This is a genomic window from Stenotrophomonas sp. 278 (assembly GCF_003935715.1).
Lineage (GTDB): Bacteria > Pseudomonadota > Gammaproteobacteria > Xanthomonadales > Xanthomonadaceae > Stenotrophomonas > Stenotrophomonas maltophilia_AH.
Window position 1 is genome coordinate 17,551 of the sequence record NZ_RHPP01000028.1, and the last position, 17,564, is coordinate 35,114.

Consider the following 17,564-nt stretch of genomic DNA (forward strand, 5'->3'; position numbering starts at 1 on the left):
GCCAGGCCGCGTCCAGCACCCCTGTATAGTGAGCGGCTTTCCCGTTCTGCTTTTCCGGAGTGCCCGCAGTGAGTGCCAGCCCCTCTCGACGTCCCCATGTCAGCCAGGTGCAGAAGGGGCTCAGCCCGCATCCGCGGGTCCGCAATGTGATCGCGGTGGGCTCGGGCAAGGGCGGCGTGGGTAAGTCGACCACCGCGGTGAACCTGGCCGTGGCGCTGGCCAGACTGGGGGCGCGCGTCGGGCTGCTCGACGCCGACATCTACGGTCCCAGCGTGCCAACCATGCTGGGTCTCAGTGGTCGTCCGGAAAGCCCGGACAACAAGTCCATCGAACCGCTGCGTGCGTTCGGCGTGGAAACCATGTCGATCGGCTATTTGATCGAGGACGAGACCCCGATGATCTGGCGCGGCCCGATGGCGACCTCGGCCATGACCCAGTTCTTCAACGACACGTTGTGGGACGACCTGGATTACCTGCTGATCGACCTGCCGCCGGGCACCGGCGACATCCAGCTCACCCTGACCCAGAAGATCCCGCTGGCCGGCGCGGTCATCGTCACCACGCCGCAGGACATCGCCACGCTGGATGCGAAGAAGGCGCTGAAGATGTTCGAGAAGGTCGAGGTGCCGGTGCTGGGCATCGTCGAGAACATGGCCGTGCACACCTGCAGCAACTGCGGCCAGGTCGAGCACCTGTTCGGCGATGGCGGCGGCCAGCGCATGGCCGCCCAGTACGGCGTGCCGCTGCTGGGCTCGCTGCCGCTGGACATCGGCATCCGTGAGCAGGGTGATGTCGGCACCCCGATCGTCGCCGCTGCGCCGGAATCGCTGGCAGCCAAGGCCTATCTGGCCGCCGCGGAGCGTCTGGTCGAGGAAATGGGCAAGCGCCCGCGCGCAAGCATTCCCATTTTGTCCCAGCTGCTCTGATCCGCTTAGAATCCCTGCCTCAACGCACCCAGGACCCCCCGATGAGCATCAAGAGTGACCGCTGGATCCGCCGCATGTCCGAACAACACGGCATGATCGAGCCGTTCGAGCCCGGCCAGGTCAAGCAGGCCAACGGCCAGCGCATCGTCAGCTACGGCACCTCCAGCTACGGCTACGACGTACGCTGCTCGCGCGAGTTCAAGGTGTTCACCAACATCAACTCCACCATTGTCGACCCGAAGCATTTCGACAGTGGCAGCTTCGTCGACATCACCGCCGACGAATGCATCATTCCGCCCAACAGCTTCGCGCTGGCGCGCACGGTGGAGTACTTCCGCATTCCGCGTGACACGCTGGTGGTGTGCCTGGGCAAGAGCACCTACGCGCGCTGCGGCATCATCGTCAACGTGACCCCGCTGGAACCGGAGTGGGAAGGGCACGTCACGCTGGAGTTCAGCAACACCACGCCGCTGCCGGCGCGCATTTACGCCAACGAAGGCGTGGCGCAGATGCTGTTCTTCCAGGCGACCCCGGATGACATCTGCGAAACCTCGTACAAGGACCGCGGTGGCAAGTACCAGGGCCAGACCGGCGTCACTCTGCCGCGCACGTAGTGCCGGGCTTGCCCGGCGAACCCGCAATGAAAAATGCCGGCCCTCGGGCCGGCATTATCATGTGTATCGCGTTACTTTCCGCGACCGAACAACATCGCCACGCCCACCGCCACCAGGCCGACCGGCCACCAGGTGAGGAACAGCCGGGACAGGTTCAACTGGGTCCAGCCCAGATTGCTGGCCAGCATGAACAGGCCGATAAGAATCAACAGGATGGCAGCGACAAGATTGAAACGCATGGGTGTGTGTCTGGACTCAGGGCTGGGGCGAATATCCTAGCCGTTCCTTCCAGTACGCGACACGTTCGGTCAGCACATCCGGGTCGAACCTGTGCGCCTGGCCGTGGCCCCAGACCGGCGCGGGCCAGGCCGGGTCGCCCTGATGGCGGCCGATCACGTGGAAATGCAGCTGGCGCACGATGTTGCCCAGCGAACCGATGTTGATCTTTTCCACGCCGTCGGTGCCCTTGAGCGCCTTGCAGGCCCGGTTCAACTCGGTGCGCAGCTTGTCCTGCTGCTCGCCGTCCAGTTCGATCCATTCGGTGATGTCGGCCAGCCGCGGCACCAGGATCAACCACGGGTACCGCTCGTCATTCATCAACCGCACTTGCGACAACGGGCCTTCATCAACCAGCACACTGTCGGTGGCCAGGCGGGAATCCAGTTCAAACTCGCTCATCCAAGATGCTCCGAAAAGAAGTCAAGGGTGCGTTGCAGCGCCAGTTCGGCGCTGTCTGGATCATACGCGTGTCCGACGCTCCGGTTGAAGGCGTGGTCGGCCGGGTAGACGTAGGTCGCCATCTGCGGCAGCTTTTCGCGGTGGGCCTGCACCGCCTCCGGCGGAATGCTCTTGTCCTGCGCGCCGAAATGGAACATGACCGGTGCCTTGGCCGCCTCGTCCAGGAACTGCACATTGCGGGCACCGTAGTAGCTGACCGAGGGCAGGCCCAGGCGCAACGCGGACAACAGGGCAATGCTGCCGCCCCAGCAGTAGCCGACGGTACCGACCTTGCCCGCCGGGGCCAGCTTCGAGGCCGCCGCGCGGACGATCTCCAGCGCCTTTTCCACCCCGAGCGCATTGACCCGCTCCAGGCCCTGCTTCACCCCGTCCGGGTCGTAGGGCAGGGCGTCGGGATCGGTCTCGGGGCCATCTACCAGGTCGAAGAACGACGGGGCCAGCACCGCGTAGCCCTGCTCAGCAAATCCTTCGGCCACCTCGCGGATATGCGGGTTGGCCCCGAAAATCTCCTGGATGACCACCAGCCCGCCGCGCGGCTTGCCCTCCGGCAGCGCCTGCCAGGCCCGGACCGGCCCATGATGCGTATCCAACGTGACCCACTCACCCATTGCAGCACTCCTGAATGTTCAGGCGTTCATTATCGGTGGTCGGCAGGTTAGTGGGGCGTCATCGCCGCAGGCTCGTCTCCAGTGCCGTCGAAGTCCACATGTTCTGTTGCCAGGGCCGCCTTGACCCTGTCTTCGATGAAGTCGAATGCCGCTTCAGGCACGCGATGCTGGAACTGAGCACGCCTGCGTTTGGAAACAACGCCGTTGTTCTGGAAAGCACCGATGAGGAGCACCGCCAGGTCACTGTTGACAAGGTCGTAGGCGTCGTCAACGGCCCTGTGCGCAAGGTCATAACGCAGCAGGAACTCGGTTTCGTTGCGAAGTTCCTCATCCAGTGCGAGCTCGGCCATCTTCATGCAGAACTCCGCTGCCGGCGTTGCGTCCCAGTAGCGATAGGCGTCGTAGTGCCGGTCGCCCAGGTACTGGTACTCAAACTGTTCTCCGTCGATCCAGCGGACATCCCACTTTTCACGCATGGGGCGCGAAAACGCCTGCAGCGCATCCAGATACTCGGCTTCATGCTTCTTCATGGCAACCGAGATGGGGAGGATCAGCCCGTTCTTGAGCGCGCCGGCTCGGCAAAGGGTCTGATGCAGAAGGAATCGAGAAAGGCGCCCGTTGCCATCCATGAAGGGGTGGATGAAGACGAATCCAAACGACACCACAGCGGCAGCGACCAACGGGTCTACCCCGTCCAGGTGGTGATTCGACCATTTCATCAGCGCGTCCATCAGCTCGCGCGCCAACTCGGGAGGCGGCGGGACATAGGTCACCGCCGCCGCCCCGCGATGGGCCTTGGCCAGATGATTCTGCTGGTGTCTGAAAGAGGCGGCCTGTTGCAGGGGATTGCTGATGGCCGTGTTCTGCAGTGCCGAGAGGTAGTCCTCGGTCAGAGGCTCGCGTAGATGCGCCTGCTGGAGTACGCGAACGAAAGCTGCCTGTTTGGACGCCCCAGGAGTCTCCCCTTCGATTTCAAAGCTGCCGCGCGTTTCACTCAGGTACGCCCATTCCAATGCCCGGTCACGGATGGTCGGGTCCATGTCGGCAAGCACGTGATTGGCCCGAGCCAGCACGGCACGCTGCATGGCTTCTTGGATGGCAGGCGTCTTTTCCACGGTGGCGCAATAGGTCAGCGTCCCCAGGCCATTGAAGTTCACGCGCCAGCGGGCATTGCGCTGGTCCTGTCCGACCACGAACCGGGAGGCGTCGAACACATCCACGACGGCACCTGTCGATGCGGGGATATCCTCAAGCATGCGCCCATTGCTGGCCTCCCAGAAGAATCCGGCAAGACGCGCGTAGGCCCCGCTGGGGGTTTGTCGGAACGTCGATGCAATCCGTTCTGCGGGGACGTGCCGCATTCCTTCCATGAGAATGGCGAGCTGGACAGGCTCATGTTTCAATGCAAAGAGGAAATGCTCCAGCACGTCCGCGCCCTCCGTAGGGGCGACGCTGGCGGGCACCGCCACGTGATCGGCGAAGTGCTCCACGCGTGTTACTGGGCTCACGCGCGCTGGGCGACGCGGCGGGAGCGCGTCGAGGCCGAAATGATTTCTTATCCATTCGTAGCCGACAGTCATGATTTTTTTACGCGAGCCCAGATTTCTTTACATATTGCCACTCTTGACCAGAAAATTTTACAGATAAGTCTCATCTTTCCGTGAGATCGCGGTACTGAGGTGCCCGCCCGGCTCGCCCCGCCCGGTATACTTGCCGCCTTTCAGGCCCCGGCCCCCAGGTCTGCCTGCCACTCCGGCAGCGGCCCAGGCCCCCAGAGTCCCGCGATCCATGTCCCAGCTGAACCCCAAAGTCGGCTTCGTCAGCCTTGGCTGCCCGAAGGCCCTTGTCGATTCCGAGCGCATCCTCACCCAGCTGCGGGCCGAGGGCTACGACATCGTGCCGTCCTACGACTCGGCCGACGTGGTCGTGGTCAATACCTGTGGCTTCATTGATTCGGCAGTGACCGAGTCGCTGGATGCCATCGGCGAGGCGATGAACGAGAACGGCAAGGTGATCGTCACCGGCTGCCTGGGCAAGCGCCCGGAGGAGATCCGCAAGGCCTACCCCGACGTGCTGGCGGTGTCCGGTCCGCAGGACTACCAGAGCGTGATGGAAGCGGTGCATGCCGCGCTGCCGCCCAGGCATGACCCGTTCGTGGACCTGGTGCCGGACTACGGCATCAAGCTGACCCCGCGTCATTACGCCTATCTGAAGATTTCCGAAGGCTGCAACCACCACTGCAGCTTCTGCATCATCCCCTCGATGCGCGGCAAGCTGGTCTCGCGCCCGGTGGACGAGGTGCTGCGCGAAGCCGAGCGGCTGGTGCGTGGTGGCGTCAAGGAACTGCTGGTCGTCTCGCAGGACACCTCGGCCTACGGCGTGGACGTGAAATACGCCGAGCGCATGTGGCGTGACAAGGCCTACCAGACCCGGATGAAGTCGCTGTGCGAAGGCCTGTCCGAACTGGATGCCTGGACCCGCATGCACTACGTGTACCCGTATCCGCACGTGGACGACGTGGTGCCGTTGATGGCCGAGAACCGCATCCTGCCGTACCTGGACATCCCGTTCCAGCACGCCAGTCCGCGCATCCTGAAGCTGATGAAGCGCCCGGGCGCGGTCGACAAAACCCTGGAGCGCGTGCAGCGCTGGCGCCAGCTGTGCGCTGACATCACCGTGCGCTCGACCTTCATCGTCGGCTTCCCCGGCGAAACTGAAGCCGAGTTCGAGGAGCTGCTGTCGTTCCTGGACGAGGCGCAGCTGGACCGTGTCGGTGCCTTTGCCTACTCGCCGGTGACCGGTGCCACCGCCAACGATCTGCCTGGCGCGGTGCCGGACGAGGTCAAGCAGGAGCGTCTGGCCCGCTTCATGGCCCGTCAGGCGGAGATTTCCGCAGCGCGGCTGGAGGCCAAGATCGGTACCGTGCAGCAGTGCCTGGTCGACGCGATCGAGGACGGCATTGCCGTAGCCCGTTCCAAGGCCGACGCGCCGGAGATCGACGGTCTGGTGCATATCCAGAATGCCGACGAGGCGCGCCTGCAGGTGGGTCAGTTCGTCAATGTCGAAATCACCGAAAGCGACGAGCATGACCTGTATGGCGACGCGCTGATCGACGAAAGCCCGGCGCGCAAGCTGCTCGACCTCAAGGTGCTGTGATCACGGCGGCGGCCGATGCCGGTGGCATGCGCCGCCGGTTCGTTGCGCCGCTGCGTACAGAGGTGGCGGCGACCACGTTCGACCACCCCTTGTTCGCGCAGATCGCCGATTTCCGGGATCTGCTGACCGGCCCTGAGTGGCCGTGTGTGCCCGCGCTGAATCAGCGCCTGGCCTTGGACGGCAAACGTCTGGTGGAGCAGAACGATGCCCTGCTGGCCGACCACCTTCACTACGAAACGCGCATTGCGCGCGGCGCGATTGCGACGCGTGCAGAGAACTGGCACGACCTGTTCAACGCACTCGTGTGGGCGCGCTATCCGACGCTCAAGCGCGCGCTCAATGCACAGCAGTGCCGGCATATCGCAGGACAGGGCGGGCACCAGCGCAATCGCGCGCAGGCTGCGCTGACCCAGTTTGACGAAACCGGCGTGGTGGTGCGGGTGGGCGATCCTGCGTTGCTGCAGGCGTGGGATGCGCACGACTGGGAGGCGCTCTTTGTCACGCAGGCCGATGCGTGGCGTGAGGGGAAGATCGCCGTTGCCGCCATGTTCGGCCATGCATTGATGGAGCAGGCGCTGTTGCCGGAGCGGTTGCTGGTTGGGAAGTGCCTGGTGGTGCAGGGCGGAGATGATGCTGGTGCCGTGGCGGCGGTGGCGGAGGCAGTGGAAGACGGGCGCGTGCTGTCAGATCCGCTGGAGCTGCGGCCGTTGCCGTTGATGGGCGTGCCGGGGTGGTGGGTGCCGCAGGACACGGCGTTTTACTCAGATGCGGGGTATTTCCGGCCATTGCGTGAGGGGCGGAAATACCCGGATGTACCGGTCACACAGAATATTCCACCGCCAGAATCGCAAACCCGGTGCGCCCGCTCGGCAATTCCACCTCGAACTCATCATCCACGCGCTTCTTCAACAACGCCCGCGCCAGCGGCGAGTCAATGCTGATCCAGCCGGCACCGGCATCGGTCTCATCCGGTCCGACGATGCGATAGCGCGCCGTATCGCCGCTGTCGACATTCTCCAGTTCCACCCAGGCCCCGAAGAACACCGCCTGCGCATCGGTCGGCACGGTATCCACCACGCGCAGCGATTCCAGTCGCTTGGTCAGGTAGCGCACCCGGCGGTCAATCTCGCCCAGCTGCTTCTTGCGGTAGGTGTACTCGGCATTCTCCGAGCGGTCACCCTCGGCGGCTGCCGCCGCCAGCGCCTTTACCACCTCCGGTCGCTTCACCCGCCACAGCTCGTCCAGTTCACTTTTCAGGCGCTGATGCCCCTGTGCGGTGATCAGCGCCGTGCTCTTCTCGCCCGGTGGACGCCAACGCGACATCAGCGTTTGCCGCCGAAGATGCTGCCCAGAATGCCGCGCACGATCTGGTTGCCCAGCTTGGTGCCGACCGTGCGGGTGGTCTGCTTGGCCATGGTTTCGATCATGCCCTGGCGACGCTTGGTGCCGAAAATGGCGTCCTTGATCGACTGCCCGAAGCCGTTGTCCTGCGCCTCATCCTGTTCGCGCGTGCGCGCCTTCGGAATGTCGGCCTGCTGCACGGCCTTCTCCGCACGCTGCGCCAGCAGTTCGGCGGCCGATTCGCGGTTTACTGGCGTGTCATAGCGGGTGCCCACGGGACTGCCGGCACGCACCTGCGCCCGCTCGGCCTCGGTGATTGCCCCCATCCGGCAGCGCGGCGGCGCAATCCGGGTCTGCTGCACGGGCGAGGGGATGCCCTTGTCCTGCAGGGTGGAGACCAGCGCCTCGCCGGTGCCGAGCAGGGACAGCGTCGCCACCACATCCAGCTTCGGGTTCGGGACGAAGGTTTCGGCGGCGATCTTCACCGCCTTCTGGTCGCGCGGCGTGAACGCACGCAGCGCATGCTGCACCCGGTTGCCGAGCTGGCCCAGGATGTTGGCGGGCACGTCATCGGGGAACTGCGAGCAGAAGTACACGCCCACGCCCTTGGAGCGGATCAGCCGCACCACCTGCTCGATGCGCTGCACCAGCGCCGCCGGGGCGTCGTCGAACAGCAGGTGTGCCTCGTCGAAAATGAAAACCAGCCTGGGTTTGTCCAGGTCGCCCACTTCCGGCAGGGTCTCGAACAGTTCCGACAGCAGCCACAGCAGGAAGGTCGAATACAGGCGCGGTTTGAGCACCAGCTGGTCGGCAGCGAGAATGCCGATCACGCCGCGTCCGTCGTGGTTGACCCGCATCAGATCGGCCAGCTCCAGGGCCGGCTCGCCGAAGAACGCCTCGCCTCCGTCCTGGGAGAGCCGGAGCAGGGCGCGCTGGATCGCGGCCACGGTCTGCGCGCTGACCAGCCCATACTCGGTCGAGATGTCCTTGCGCTCGTCGGCCACCAGGCCGAGCAGGGCGCGCAGGTCATCCAGGTCGAGCAGCAGCAGGCCACGGTCGTCGGCCAGCTTGAACACGATGTCCAGCACGCCGGCCTGGGTGTCATTGAGTTCCAGGATGCGCGCCAGCAGGGTCGGGCCCATTTCGCTGACGGTGGTCCGCACCGGATGGCCCAGCTTGCCGTACAGGTCCCAGAAGACCGTCGGGCTGCCGCTGGGTGCGTAGTCGTTCACGCCGATTTCCTGCGCGCGCTGCAGCAGCTTCTCGCCGCCGGCACCCGGGACCGCCAGGCCGGCGACATCGCCCTTCACGTCGGCCAGGAACACCGGCACTCCGATCCGCGAGAAACCCTCTGCCAGGGTCATCAAGGTCACGGTCTTGCCGGTGCCGGTGGCTCCGGCCACCAGTCCGTGCCGGTTGCCCAGCGCGGGTTGCAGCGTGACGGCGATATCGTCAGTGACGCCTTTGCCAAGCAGGATCGGGTCCATGGTCAACTCGCTGTGGTCGGGCAGGTGAATGGGGAAATTCTAAACGCCGGAAGGGGGCCGGCGCTCGACCGGGTTGCCCCGATGCAAGCCGCGCGGCTACTCTGCCTGCTCATTCGTTCACAGTGCCAAAGATGCCCGTTCCTGTCCTGTTTGTCCGTGGTTGGCCGCTGCTGGCATTGGCTGCTCTGTTCACCGTCGCGCCGCAGGCGCAGGCCCAGCGCGTCTCGGCACGCGACAAGGTCAAGATCGAGGCGCTGGAGCAGCGCATGGCCGCCGCTGAAAAGCGTTTTGCCGATGCCCAGGTGCTGGTCGCCAACGCCGACCCCAAGGGGCGCAACGAAAGTGATGCGGCGCTGGAAGACATGGAGGACGTGGTCAGCGCCTGTGTGGTGCAGAAGGGCTGCCAGGTCAGCAACCTGTTGATCACCTACAAGCGCCTGCTGAAGAGCAGCGCCGACGCGGGCAGCGAAGAGGAACAGGAGATCGCGGGCAGCGGCCCGGCGCTGCTGGAGGCCGACCCGGACCATATCGGCCCGCTGGCGGCCGATGTCCCCGAGGCGGCACGTGCCGCCGCACTCCTCAACGACAAGCGCCATGCCTTCGACAACATGGTCGAGTACAACCCCGCCGTCCAGGCCGGCATTCGTCGCTGGCTGACCGACATGCGTCCGGCGTTGCTGACCAGTTACGAGAACTACCAGAACCTGCGCTCGGTGATGTGGCCGGAGTGGGAAAAGCGCGGCCTCCCCGAGGCGCTGCTGTTCGGCATCATGGCCAAGGAATCCAATGGACGCGTGCACGCCAGTTCGCGCGCGGGCGCGGCAGGCCTGATGCAGTTCATGCCGGCCACCGGCCGTCGCTTCGGCCTGGGCCCGGACGGCACCGGGTTTGACACCCGTTTCGACGCGCGCAGTGCGGCCGAGGCCAGCGCCACCTACCTCAACGAGCGCATGCGCGAGCTCAACAACAGCGTCGAGCTGTCGCTGGCCGGCTACAACGGCGGCGAAGGTCGCGCTTTGCGCGTGTTCCGGCAGAACCCGGGGCAGGGCTTCTGGGTGGACGGCGTGTACAACCAGTTCCCGGCCGAAACCAAGGATTACGTGCCCATGGTGATCGCCGCCGCCTGGATCTACCTGCACCCGCAGCAATACGGCGTCGAGTTCCCCAAGATCAGCGCGCAGCCGGCCACCCTGCGCCTGGCCAAGTCGACCACCATCTACGAACTGACCATCTGCCTGGGCAGCGCCGGCACCCGCGACGGCTACATGCGCGTGCTGCGCAACCTCAACCCGCGTTACGAGGCGGACGGCTGGATTCCGGCCGGCACGATCATCAACGCCACCACCCGCATTGCCGGCCTGTACAACCGTTACTGCGTGTCCGGTCCACGCGCGGACCTGGCCCGCACCCTGATCACGGCGGACCTCAATGCCGCCATCGTGCGTCCCAATGCCGTCAGCTATACCGGCAACGTGGCGGTCGGCAGCGTGGTGCCGATGGCCGGCGTGGAAGCCGCGGCAGCCGCCACCGCGCCCACCGCGCCGGTGGCCGTGGCGGCCAAGCCCAAGCCCAAGCCGGTGCGCAGCGTGAAGGTGGGCAAGGGCGATACCCTGGGGCGGATCTCGGACAAATACAGCTGCGACCTGCGCGAGCTGGCCCGGGCCAACGGGCTCAAGGCTCCGGCCTACGCACTGCGGCAGGGGCAGTCCTTGAAACTGCAGGGATGCGGGAAGTAACCCGGAACCTGTTAGGCTCGCCGCCATTGAAGCGCTCTTTTAAGGAATGACGATGGATATCACCGCCATCAACGAGATGTTCGCCAACATTCGTGAGAACACGGACTGGGACCTGCAGGGCAACCTGGTGTGGGGCTACTTCTTCGTCAACACCACCCCGGAGCCGCTGCAGGGGCTGGCCAACGTGCTGGAAGGCCAGGGCTACACCGTGGTCGAGCTGTTCGAGCCGGAGCTGGAAGAGGGCGAAGCGCCGTACCACGTGCTGCATGTGGAGAAGATCGAGATCCACACCGCCGAGTCGCTGGACAAGCGCAATCATGAGCTGCAGGCGCTGGCCGAAGCCAATGGCGTCGAGGATTACGACGGCATGGACGTCGGCCCCGTGGAGTTCGCGCACGGCGGCGACGACGCCTGAGGCCCGGTATCGACCAACGGTCGATACCTACCCCGGTAGGTCACGACCGTTGGTCGTGACGCCCGTCCCTCAGCGCAACACCGCCAGCGCCTCGCCCAAGCGCACTGCACGCTCGGCATCCAGATGCGGCGCAAACTCGGCCACGCCCGGCGGCAGCAGCACGATCACGGTCGAGCCGTAGTTGAACCGCGCCATCTCCGCAAACCGCTCCAGGGTGACGCCCTTGCCGCGATAGTCCTTGCGCAGGATGCGGTCGCCATAGGTGGGAATCTCTTCACCGCCCCATACTGTTTCCACGCCCGACACCAGCAGAGCACCCACCATCACCTGCACCATCGGCCCGAAGTCGGTCTCGAAGTGGCACACCAGGCGTTCGTTGCGCGCGAACAGCGCCGGCACCGTGTTCACTGCCGCCGGACCCACGCTGAACAGCCGGCCCGGCACATGTACGGTCTCGACCAGGGTGCCGGTCCAGGGCATGTGCACGCGGTGGTAGTCCTTCGGCGACAGGTACACCGTGGCGAACAGGCCATGGCGGAACACCTCGGCGGCCTCGGCATCGCCCAGCAGCTGCGCGGCGGTGAACGACTGGCCTTTGGCCTGGAAGATCACCCCGTCCTCGATCGCGCCCAGCTGGCTGATGCGACCGTCGGCCGGCATCAACAGGCTGCGCAGGTTGGCATCGGGCACGCGCGCCCCCGGCTTCAGCGCCCGGGTGAAGAACTGGTTGAAGGTCGGATAGCTGCGCGGGTCCGGGTTGGCCGCTTCGGCCAGGTTTACCCCGAACTTCTCGGTCACGGTGTCGATCAGCCAGCGCGAGATCTTCGGGTTGCTGGAATACGCCAGGCTCCGCGCCATGGACGACAGCAGGCGGTGCGGCAGGACGTAGGTCAGCTTCGTGGTCAGGCTCATGGTGCGGTTTTCTCGGTCAGCAGCTGCAGGTCGCGGGCAATGGCCTGCGCCTGGAAGGGCGGGCGGATCAGGCCGGCCAGCTTGCCGTCCGGGTCCAGGACGGCCAGGCTGGCCGAGTGCTCCAGGGTGTAGTCTTGGGGGTTTTCATCAAAATGCCTGCCTTCCACCTTCTGGAACACAAAGCCCAGCGAGGTGGCAAAGCGTTCCAGAGAGGGCACGTCCGCGGTGGCCGCCAGGGTGTCCTTGTGGAAGGCGTGCACGTACTCGCCCAGCCGGGCCGGCGTATCGCGCTCGGGGTCCACGGAAACGAACAGCACGCGCGGACGCAGGCTCTCAGGCTGGCTTTCCCAGGTTTTCTGGGCGCGCGCCAGGTCGGCCAAGGTCGTCGGGCAGACGTCCGGACAGAACGTGAAGCCCAGGAACACCAGCGTCCAGTGGCCCTTGAGCTCGCCGGGAATCATCCGGGTGCCGTCGGACTGGCCCAGGTTGAAGTCCGGCAGCGGGCGCGGCTGCGGGTAGAACGTGATCGATTCGGTGGCGGGGTGGTTGGCCGCCGGCTTCGGTGCGAACACCTTCTGCGCCGTCACCAGCCCCAGCCCGGCGGCCAGCGCGATGATCAGGATGATGCCTGTGGTGCGGTTGAACATGGAGGACCCGTTTCCGGAGTGGCCCACCATCATAGGGGAGGGCTCCGGCCCCGCCCAGCCGTTTCGCCTGCAACGGATGCCGCCGCCCCTTCCAGCGCCTATAATCGGGGGCCAATTTGTCTGTTGCCTTGCCATGACTGCCGATACGGCCGCCGAACTCCATACGATCATCGACCTGATCCGCTACGGCACCAGCCGTTTCAACGCCGCCGGGCTGACCTTCGGGCACAGCTACGACAACGCCCTGGACGAGGCCACCCAGCTGGTCCTGCACAGCCTGCACCTGCCGCACGACCTTGGTCCGGCCTATGGTCAGGCACGGGTCACCCGCGACGAGAAGCTGCAGGTGCTGGAGCTGTTCCAGCGCCGTATCGATGAGCGCATTCCGGCCGCCTATCTCACTGGCGAGGCCTGGTTTGCAGGCCTGAGCTTCAAGAGCGACACCCGCGCGCTGGTGCCGCGCTCGCCGATCGCCGAGCTGATCGAATCCGGCTTTGAACCCTGGCTGGCCGGTCGCGACGTGCATCGCGCGCTGGACCTGTGCACCGGCTCGGGCTGCATCGCCATCGCCATGGGCCACTACTACCCGAACTGGGAAGTGGACGGCGTCGACCTCAGCGATGATGCGCTGTCGCTGGCCGAAGAGAACAAGGAGCGCCTGCAGGCGCACAATGTCACCCTGCTCAAGTCCGACCTGTTCAATGGCCTCACCGGTCGTCACTACGACCTGATCGTGACCAATCCGCCGTACGTCACCAATGACGAAACCGACGCGCTGCCGCAGGAATACTCCTACGAGCCCGAAATGGGCCTGCGTGCCGGCGACGATGGCCTCGACCTGGTGCTGAAGATCCTGCGTGACGCCCCGCTGCACCTCAGCGAGGACGGCCTGCTGATCTGCGAAGTGGGCGAGTCCGAACAGCACCTGATCAAGCTGCTGCCGGAAGTGGACTTCGCCTGGGTGGAGTTCAAGGTCGGTCAGATGGGCATCTTCGCGGTCGAATGCCGCGAGCTGATCGCCCACAGCGCCCGCATCACCGAACTGGCGGCGCAGCGGCCGTGAGTTCCAATACCTTCGGCAAGCTCCTGTCGGTCACCACCTTCGGCGAATCGCACGGTCCGGCGATCGGCTGCGTGGTCGATGGCTGCCCGCCGGGGCTGGAACTGAGTGCCGACGAATTCGCCCACGACCTGCAGCGGCGTGCCACCGGCAAGAGCCGGCATACCTCGGCACGCCGCGAGGCCGATGAGGTCGAGATCCTCTCCGGCGTTTACGAAGGCCGTACCACCGGCATGCCGATCGCGCTGCTGATCCGCAACACCGACCAGCGCAGCAAGGATTACAGCAACATCGCCCAGCAGTTCCGCCCGGGCCATGCCGACTACAGCTACTGGCAGAAGTACGGCATCCGCGATCCGCGCGGCGGTGGTCGTTCGTCCGCGCGCGAAACCACCATGCGCGTGGCCGCCGGCGTCATCGCCAAGAAGTGGCTGGCGCAGCGCTACGGGGTCACGGTGCGCGGTTACCTCTCGCAGCTGGGCGAAATCACCCCCGCTGGGCACGACTGGTCGGCGGTGGAAGACAACCCGTTCTTCTGGCCGGTGGCCGAACAGGTGCCGGCGCTGGAAAGCTACATGGATGCGCTACGCAAGTCCGGCGACTCGGTCGGCGCGCGCGTCAACGTGGTCGCCGACGGCGTGCCGCCGGGCTGGGGCGAGCCGATCTACGGCAAGCTCGACGGCGAACTGGCGGCCGCGCTGATGAGCATCAATGCGGTCAAGGGCGTGGAAATCGGCGACGGCTTTGCCAGCGCCGCACAGAAGGGCACTGAACACCGTGACCTGATCACCCCGGAAGGTTTCACCAGCAATCACGCTGGCGGCATCCTCGGCGGCATTTCCACCGGCCAGCAGGTGACCGCTTCGATTGTGCTCAAGCCGACCTCCAGCCTGCGCCTGCCCGGCGCGACGGTGGACGCCACCGGTGCGGCCGTTGACGTCATCACCACCGGCCGCCACGATCCCTGCGTCGGTATCCGCGCGACCCCCATCGCCGAGGCGATGATGGCGCTGGTGCTGATGGACCAGGCGTTGCGTCACCGCGCCCAGTGTGGCGACGTCGGCGAGATCACCCCGCGTATTCCGGGAAGCATCGATGGCTGAGCAGCGTCCGAAGGTGTGGGTCAGTCAGCCGCTGTTCGATGACGTCATCGAACAGCTCGGGCAGCATTTCGACCTGACCGTGACCGACGCGGTGACGCGCTATGCGCCGAACCTGCTGGCCGAACGGCTGGCCCAGGTCGATGGCGCGCTGATCACCCTCAACGAACGCATTGGTGCGGCAGAAATCGCCGGTGCACCGCGGCTGCGCGCCATCGCCAACGTCGGCGTGGGCTACAACAATCTGGATGTCGATGCGCTCAGCGCGGCCGGCATCCTCGCCAGCAATACCCCGGATGTCCTCACCGAAACCACCGCCGACCTCGGCTTTGCGCTGCTGATGGCAACCGCCCGGCGCATCACCGAGGCCGAGCGCTGGCTGCGTGACGGGCAGTGGGGGCAGTGGTCGTTCCAGACCATGCTGGGTGCCGATGTTCACGGCAGCACGCTGGGCATCCTCGGCATGGGCCGCATCGGCCAGGGCATTGCCCGTCGTGGCGCGCTCGGCTTTGGCATGCGCGTGCTGTACCACAACCGCTCGCGCCTGCCCGATGCCACCGAGGCAGAGGTGGGGGCGCAGTATGTCGACCTGGATACGCTGCTGGCGCAAGCCGATCACCTGGTGCTGGTGCTGCCGTACAGCGCCAGCTCGCATCACATCATCGATGCGGCCGCGCTGGCGAAGATGAAGCCAACCGCCACCCTGGTGAACATCGCGCGGGGCGGCATCGTCGACGAGCTCGCCCTGGCCGACGCCCTGGCCCACGGCCGCCTTGCCGCCGCCGGTCTCGACGTTTTCGAAGGCGAGCCAACGGTGCGCCCGGAACTGCTGGCGCTGCACAACATCGTGCTGACCCCGCACATCGGCAGCGCCAGCCAGGCCACCCGCCGCGCGATGGTGCAGCTGGCGGTGGACAACCTGACCGCCGCGCTGGGGCAGGGCCCGAACGCGAATCACCCGCCGAGCGCGCTCAACGCCGACGCAGTGGCTGCCGTGAAAGCCGGCGGCGCTGCGGTGGGCGGCAAAAAAGACGACGCAAAACGATCGGGAACCGCGCCCCGGTTCCCTGACGTCACCATTTGAAGAACGCGTCGCCACGCGCCCTTGCAATGCGGTAACCATGACGCCTTGCAGCCCTGTCTGATACTAAATTCGATCAACGAGCGAAATCCCAATGAGCAATGCAGATCGTCGTTTCCACGTCGCCGTCGTCGGTGCAACCGGTGCGGTGGGCGAAACCATGTTGTCCATCCTCGCCGAACGCAACTTCCCCATCGCCACCCTGAGCCTGCTCGCCTCGTCGCGCTCGGCCGGCGGTGAGATCGAGTTCCAGGGCCAGAAGATCAAGGTCCAGGACCTGGCCGAATTCGATCCGAAGGGCGTGGACATCGCGCTGTTCTCCGCGGGCGGCAGTGTCTCCAAGGAATACGGCCCGAAGTTTGCCGCCGCCGGTGCGGTGGTGATCGACAACTCCTCGGCCTTCCGCTACGACGACGACGTGCCGCTGGTGGTCTCGGAAGTCAATCCGGAACAGGTTGCCAACCGTCCGCGCGGCATCATCGCCAACCCGAACTGCTCGACCATGCAGATGCTGGTGGCGCTGGCCCCGCTGCATCGCCGCTACGGCATCGAGCGCATCAACGTCGCCACCTACCAGTCGGTGTCCGGCGGTGGCCGTTCGGCGCTGGAGGAACTGGGCAAGCAGACCGGCCAGCTGCTCAGCTTCCAGGACATCGACCCGCAGCGCTTCCCGGTGCAGATTGCCTTCAACCTGATCCCGCACATCGACGACTTCCAGGACAACGGCTTCACCAAGGAAGAAATGAAGCTGGTCTGGGAGACCCGCAAGATCCTCGGCGACGACAGCATTCTGGTGAACCCCACCGCCGTGCGCGTGCCGGTGTTCTATGGCCACTCTGAAGCAGTGGCGATTGAAACCCGTGAAAAGGTCACCCCGGAAGCCGCGCGCGAACTGCTGCAGCAGTCGCCGGGCGTGGAAGTGGTGGACCGTCGCGAAGCCGGTGGCTATCCGACCCCGGTCACCCATGCCTCGGGCACCGACGCGGTGTACGTCGGCCGCATCCGTGAAGACCTGTCGCATCCGCGTGGCCTGAACCTGTGGATCGTGTCGGACAACATCCGCAAGGGCGCGGCATTGAATGCCGTGCAGCTGGCCGAGCTGGTGGCCGCCGAAGGGTGATGCAACGCCACGCCCTGCGTGGCTGGAATCGTCCGGAATCGCTATATTGCCGGCATGAAGAAACGAGTTCCGGGCGCGAAGCGCCCGCTCAGAGTGGTATCCACCCTGCTGCTGGCCCTGGCCAGCAGCTCGGCCATGGCCCTGGGCCTGGGCGACATCCGGGTGCTGTCCAAACCCGGCCAGCCGTTGCTGGCTGAGATCCCGATCATTTCCGCTGACCCGTCCGAACTGGAAAACCTGCGCGTGGCGCTGGCCTCTCCAGTCACGTTCGCCCGTGTCGGTCTCGACCGCCCGACCGGTCTGGTCAGCGAGCTGCAGTTCGAACTGACCCGCAATACCCAGGGGCGCGCCGTGGTCCGCGTCAGCAGCCAGGCCCCGGTCACCACCCCGTCACTGAACTTCCTGATCGAGGCCGACTGGGGGCAGGGGCGTCTGGTGCGCGAGTACTCCGCGCTGGTCGATGCGCCCGACAGCGCGGTGGCGGTGGCCGAGCCTGAAATCGTCGCGCCGGAAGGGGCGATGTCCAACGCCATCGTGCGTGAAGCTGAAGCTGCCTCTGCGGCGGCCGAGCCGCTGGCCGCCGAATCGCAGCCGGCCGAAGCGACCCCGTCGCGGACCAGTCC

The 17,564-nt window shown here is 65.7% G+C and carries 17 protein-coding genes and 2 pseudogenes; 11 read left to right on the forward strand and 8 right to left on the reverse strand.

Going from position 1 to position 17,564, the window contains the following annotated elements; all coding sequences use genetic code 11:
- The first annotated feature begins 59 nt into the window (after positions 1-59).
- Positions 60-926 carry an iron-sulfur cluster carrier protein ApbC gene (gene apbC, locus EGJ34_RS06995; RefSeq protein WP_125359779.1) on the forward strand — a complete coding sequence of 289 codons (867 nt, stop codon included), beginning with the start codon at positions 60-62 and terminating at the stop codon, positions 924-926.
- Between the two features lie 41 nt (positions 927-967).
- Positions 968-1,540 (forward strand): dCTP deaminase, encoded by a 573-nt coding sequence (dcd, locus tag EGJ34_RS07000; protein WP_125359780.1) that lies wholly within the window; start codon positions 968-970, stop codon positions 1,538-1,540.
- Between the two features lie 71 nt (positions 1,541-1,611).
- On the opposite strand, the gene EGJ34_RS22155 is transcribed toward dcd, so the two are convergent.
- Genes EGJ34_RS22155 through EGJ34_RS07015 form a run of 4 tightly spaced genes read right to left on the reverse strand, consistent with a single transcriptional unit; the run spans position 1,612 to position 4,466 of the window.
- Entirely contained in the window at positions 1,612-1,779 is a 168-nt protein-coding gene (locus EGJ34_RS22155) for a DUF5668 domain-containing protein (protein WP_185750090.1), read from the reverse strand.
- Positions 1,780-1,795: 16 nt separating this feature from the next.
- A complete protein-coding gene (locus EGJ34_RS07005; RefSeq protein WP_125359781.1) occupies positions 1,796-2,218 on the reverse strand; it encodes an HIT family protein in 423 nt (140 codons plus the stop codon).
- The gene (locus EGJ34_RS07010; protein ID WP_125359782.1) at positions 2,215-2,886 is read right to left on the reverse strand and encodes a dienelactone hydrolase family protein; all 672 of its coding nucleotides are present in this window, start codon (positions 2,884-2,886) and stop codon (positions 2,215-2,217) included. Before EGJ34_RS07010 ends, EGJ34_RS07005 begins: the two co-directional genes overlap by 4 nt.
- A gap of 47 nt (positions 2,887-2,933) precedes the next feature.
- Positions 2,934-4,466: a Fic family protein gene (locus EGJ34_RS07015; protein WP_125359783.1), complete on the reverse strand. Its 1,533-nt coding sequence runs from the start codon at positions 4,464-4,466 to the stop codon at positions 2,934-2,936.
- A 208-nt stretch (positions 4,467-4,674) separates the two neighbouring features.
- Between EGJ34_RS07015 and rimO the strand changes: the two genes are divergently transcribed.
- Entirely contained in the window at positions 4,675-6,042 is a 1,368-nt protein-coding gene (gene rimO, locus EGJ34_RS07020) for a 30S ribosomal protein S12 methylthiotransferase RimO (RefSeq protein WP_125359784.1), read from the forward strand.
- A 26-nt stretch (positions 6,043-6,068) separates the two neighbouring features.
- Positions 6,069-6,851 (forward strand): annotated as a pseudogene (locus EGJ34_RS07025) (DUF3025 domain-containing protein); the annotation flags it as partial.
- Positions 6,852-6,861: 10 nt separating this feature from the next.
- Here EGJ34_RS07025 and greB read toward each other — a convergent pair.
- Complete coding sequence (greB, locus tag EGJ34_RS07030; protein WP_125359785.1) at positions 6,862-7,365, reverse strand: transcription elongation factor GreB; 504 nt, start codon at positions 7,363-7,365, stop codon at positions 6,862-6,864.
- Positions 7,365-8,870, reverse strand: a complete 1,506-nt coding sequence (locus tag EGJ34_RS07035) for a helicase HerA-like domain-containing protein (protein WP_125359786.1) — start codon at positions 8,868-8,870, stop codon at positions 7,365-7,367. The genes greB and EGJ34_RS07035 overlap by 1 nt, the downstream gene beginning before the upstream one ends.
- Positions 8,871-9,001: 131 nt before the next feature.
- On the opposite strand from EGJ34_RS07035, the gene EGJ34_RS07040 reads away from it, so the two are divergent.
- Both EGJ34_RS07040 and EGJ34_RS07045 read left to right on the forward strand, forming a co-directional pair.
- Positions 9,002-10,606, forward strand: coding sequence for a transglycosylase SLT domain-containing protein (locus EGJ34_RS07040; protein ID WP_125359787.1), 1,605 nt, complete (start codon positions 9,002-9,004; stop codon positions 10,604-10,606).
- A gap of 52 nt (positions 10,607-10,658) precedes the next feature.
- Positions 10,659-11,021, forward strand: a complete 363-nt coding sequence (locus EGJ34_RS07045) for a ribonuclease E inhibitor RraB (RefSeq protein WP_125359788.1) — start codon at positions 10,659-10,661, stop codon at positions 11,019-11,021.
- A gap of 69 nt (positions 11,022-11,090) precedes the next feature.
- On the opposite strand, the gene asd is transcribed toward EGJ34_RS07045, so the two are convergent.
- Together asd and EGJ34_RS07055 are read right to left on the reverse strand one after the other, a co-directional pair.
- On the reverse strand, positions 11,091-11,933 hold the full coding sequence (gene asd / locus EGJ34_RS07050) for an archaetidylserine decarboxylase (RefSeq protein WP_125359789.1): 843 nt from the start codon (positions 11,931-11,933) through the stop codon (positions 11,091-11,093).
- On the reverse strand, positions 11,930-12,580 hold the full coding sequence (locus tag EGJ34_RS07055; protein WP_125359790.1) for an SCO family protein: 651 nt from the start codon (positions 12,578-12,580) through the stop codon (positions 11,930-11,932). The genes asd and EGJ34_RS07055 overlap by 4 nt, the downstream gene beginning before the upstream one ends.
- Before the next feature lie 133 nt (positions 12,581-12,713).
- On the opposite strand from EGJ34_RS07055, the gene prmB reads away from it, so the two are divergent.
- From prmB to EGJ34_RS07080, 5 genes and pseudogenes are all read left to right on the forward strand, one after another.
- Positions 12,714-13,643, forward strand: a complete 930-nt coding sequence (gene prmB, locus EGJ34_RS07060) for a 50S ribosomal protein L3 N(5)-glutamine methyltransferase (protein ID WP_125359791.1) — start codon at positions 12,714-12,716, stop codon at positions 13,641-13,643.
- On the forward strand, positions 13,640-14,743 hold the full coding sequence (gene aroC / locus EGJ34_RS07065; RefSeq protein WP_125359792.1) for a chorismate synthase: 1,104 nt from the start codon (positions 13,640-13,642) through the stop codon (positions 14,741-14,743). The genes prmB and aroC overlap by 4 nt, the downstream gene beginning before the upstream one ends.
- The gene (locus tag EGJ34_RS07070; RefSeq protein ID WP_125359793.1) at positions 14,736-15,824 is read left to right on the forward strand and encodes a D-glycerate dehydrogenase; all 1,089 of its coding nucleotides are present in this window, start codon (positions 14,736-14,738) and stop codon (positions 15,822-15,824) included. Before aroC ends, EGJ34_RS07070 begins: the two co-directional genes overlap by 8 nt.
- Positions 15,825-15,915: 91 nt before the next feature.
- Positions 15,916-16,941 carry an aspartate-semialdehyde dehydrogenase gene (locus EGJ34_RS07075; RefSeq protein WP_125359794.1) on the forward strand — a complete coding sequence of 342 codons (1,026 nt, stop codon included), beginning with the start codon at positions 15,916-15,918 and terminating at the stop codon, positions 16,939-16,941.
- Positions 16,942-16,995: 54 nt separating this feature from the next.
- Positions 16,996-17,564: pseudogene (locus EGJ34_RS07080) on the forward strand (fimbrial protein FimV); the annotation flags it as partial.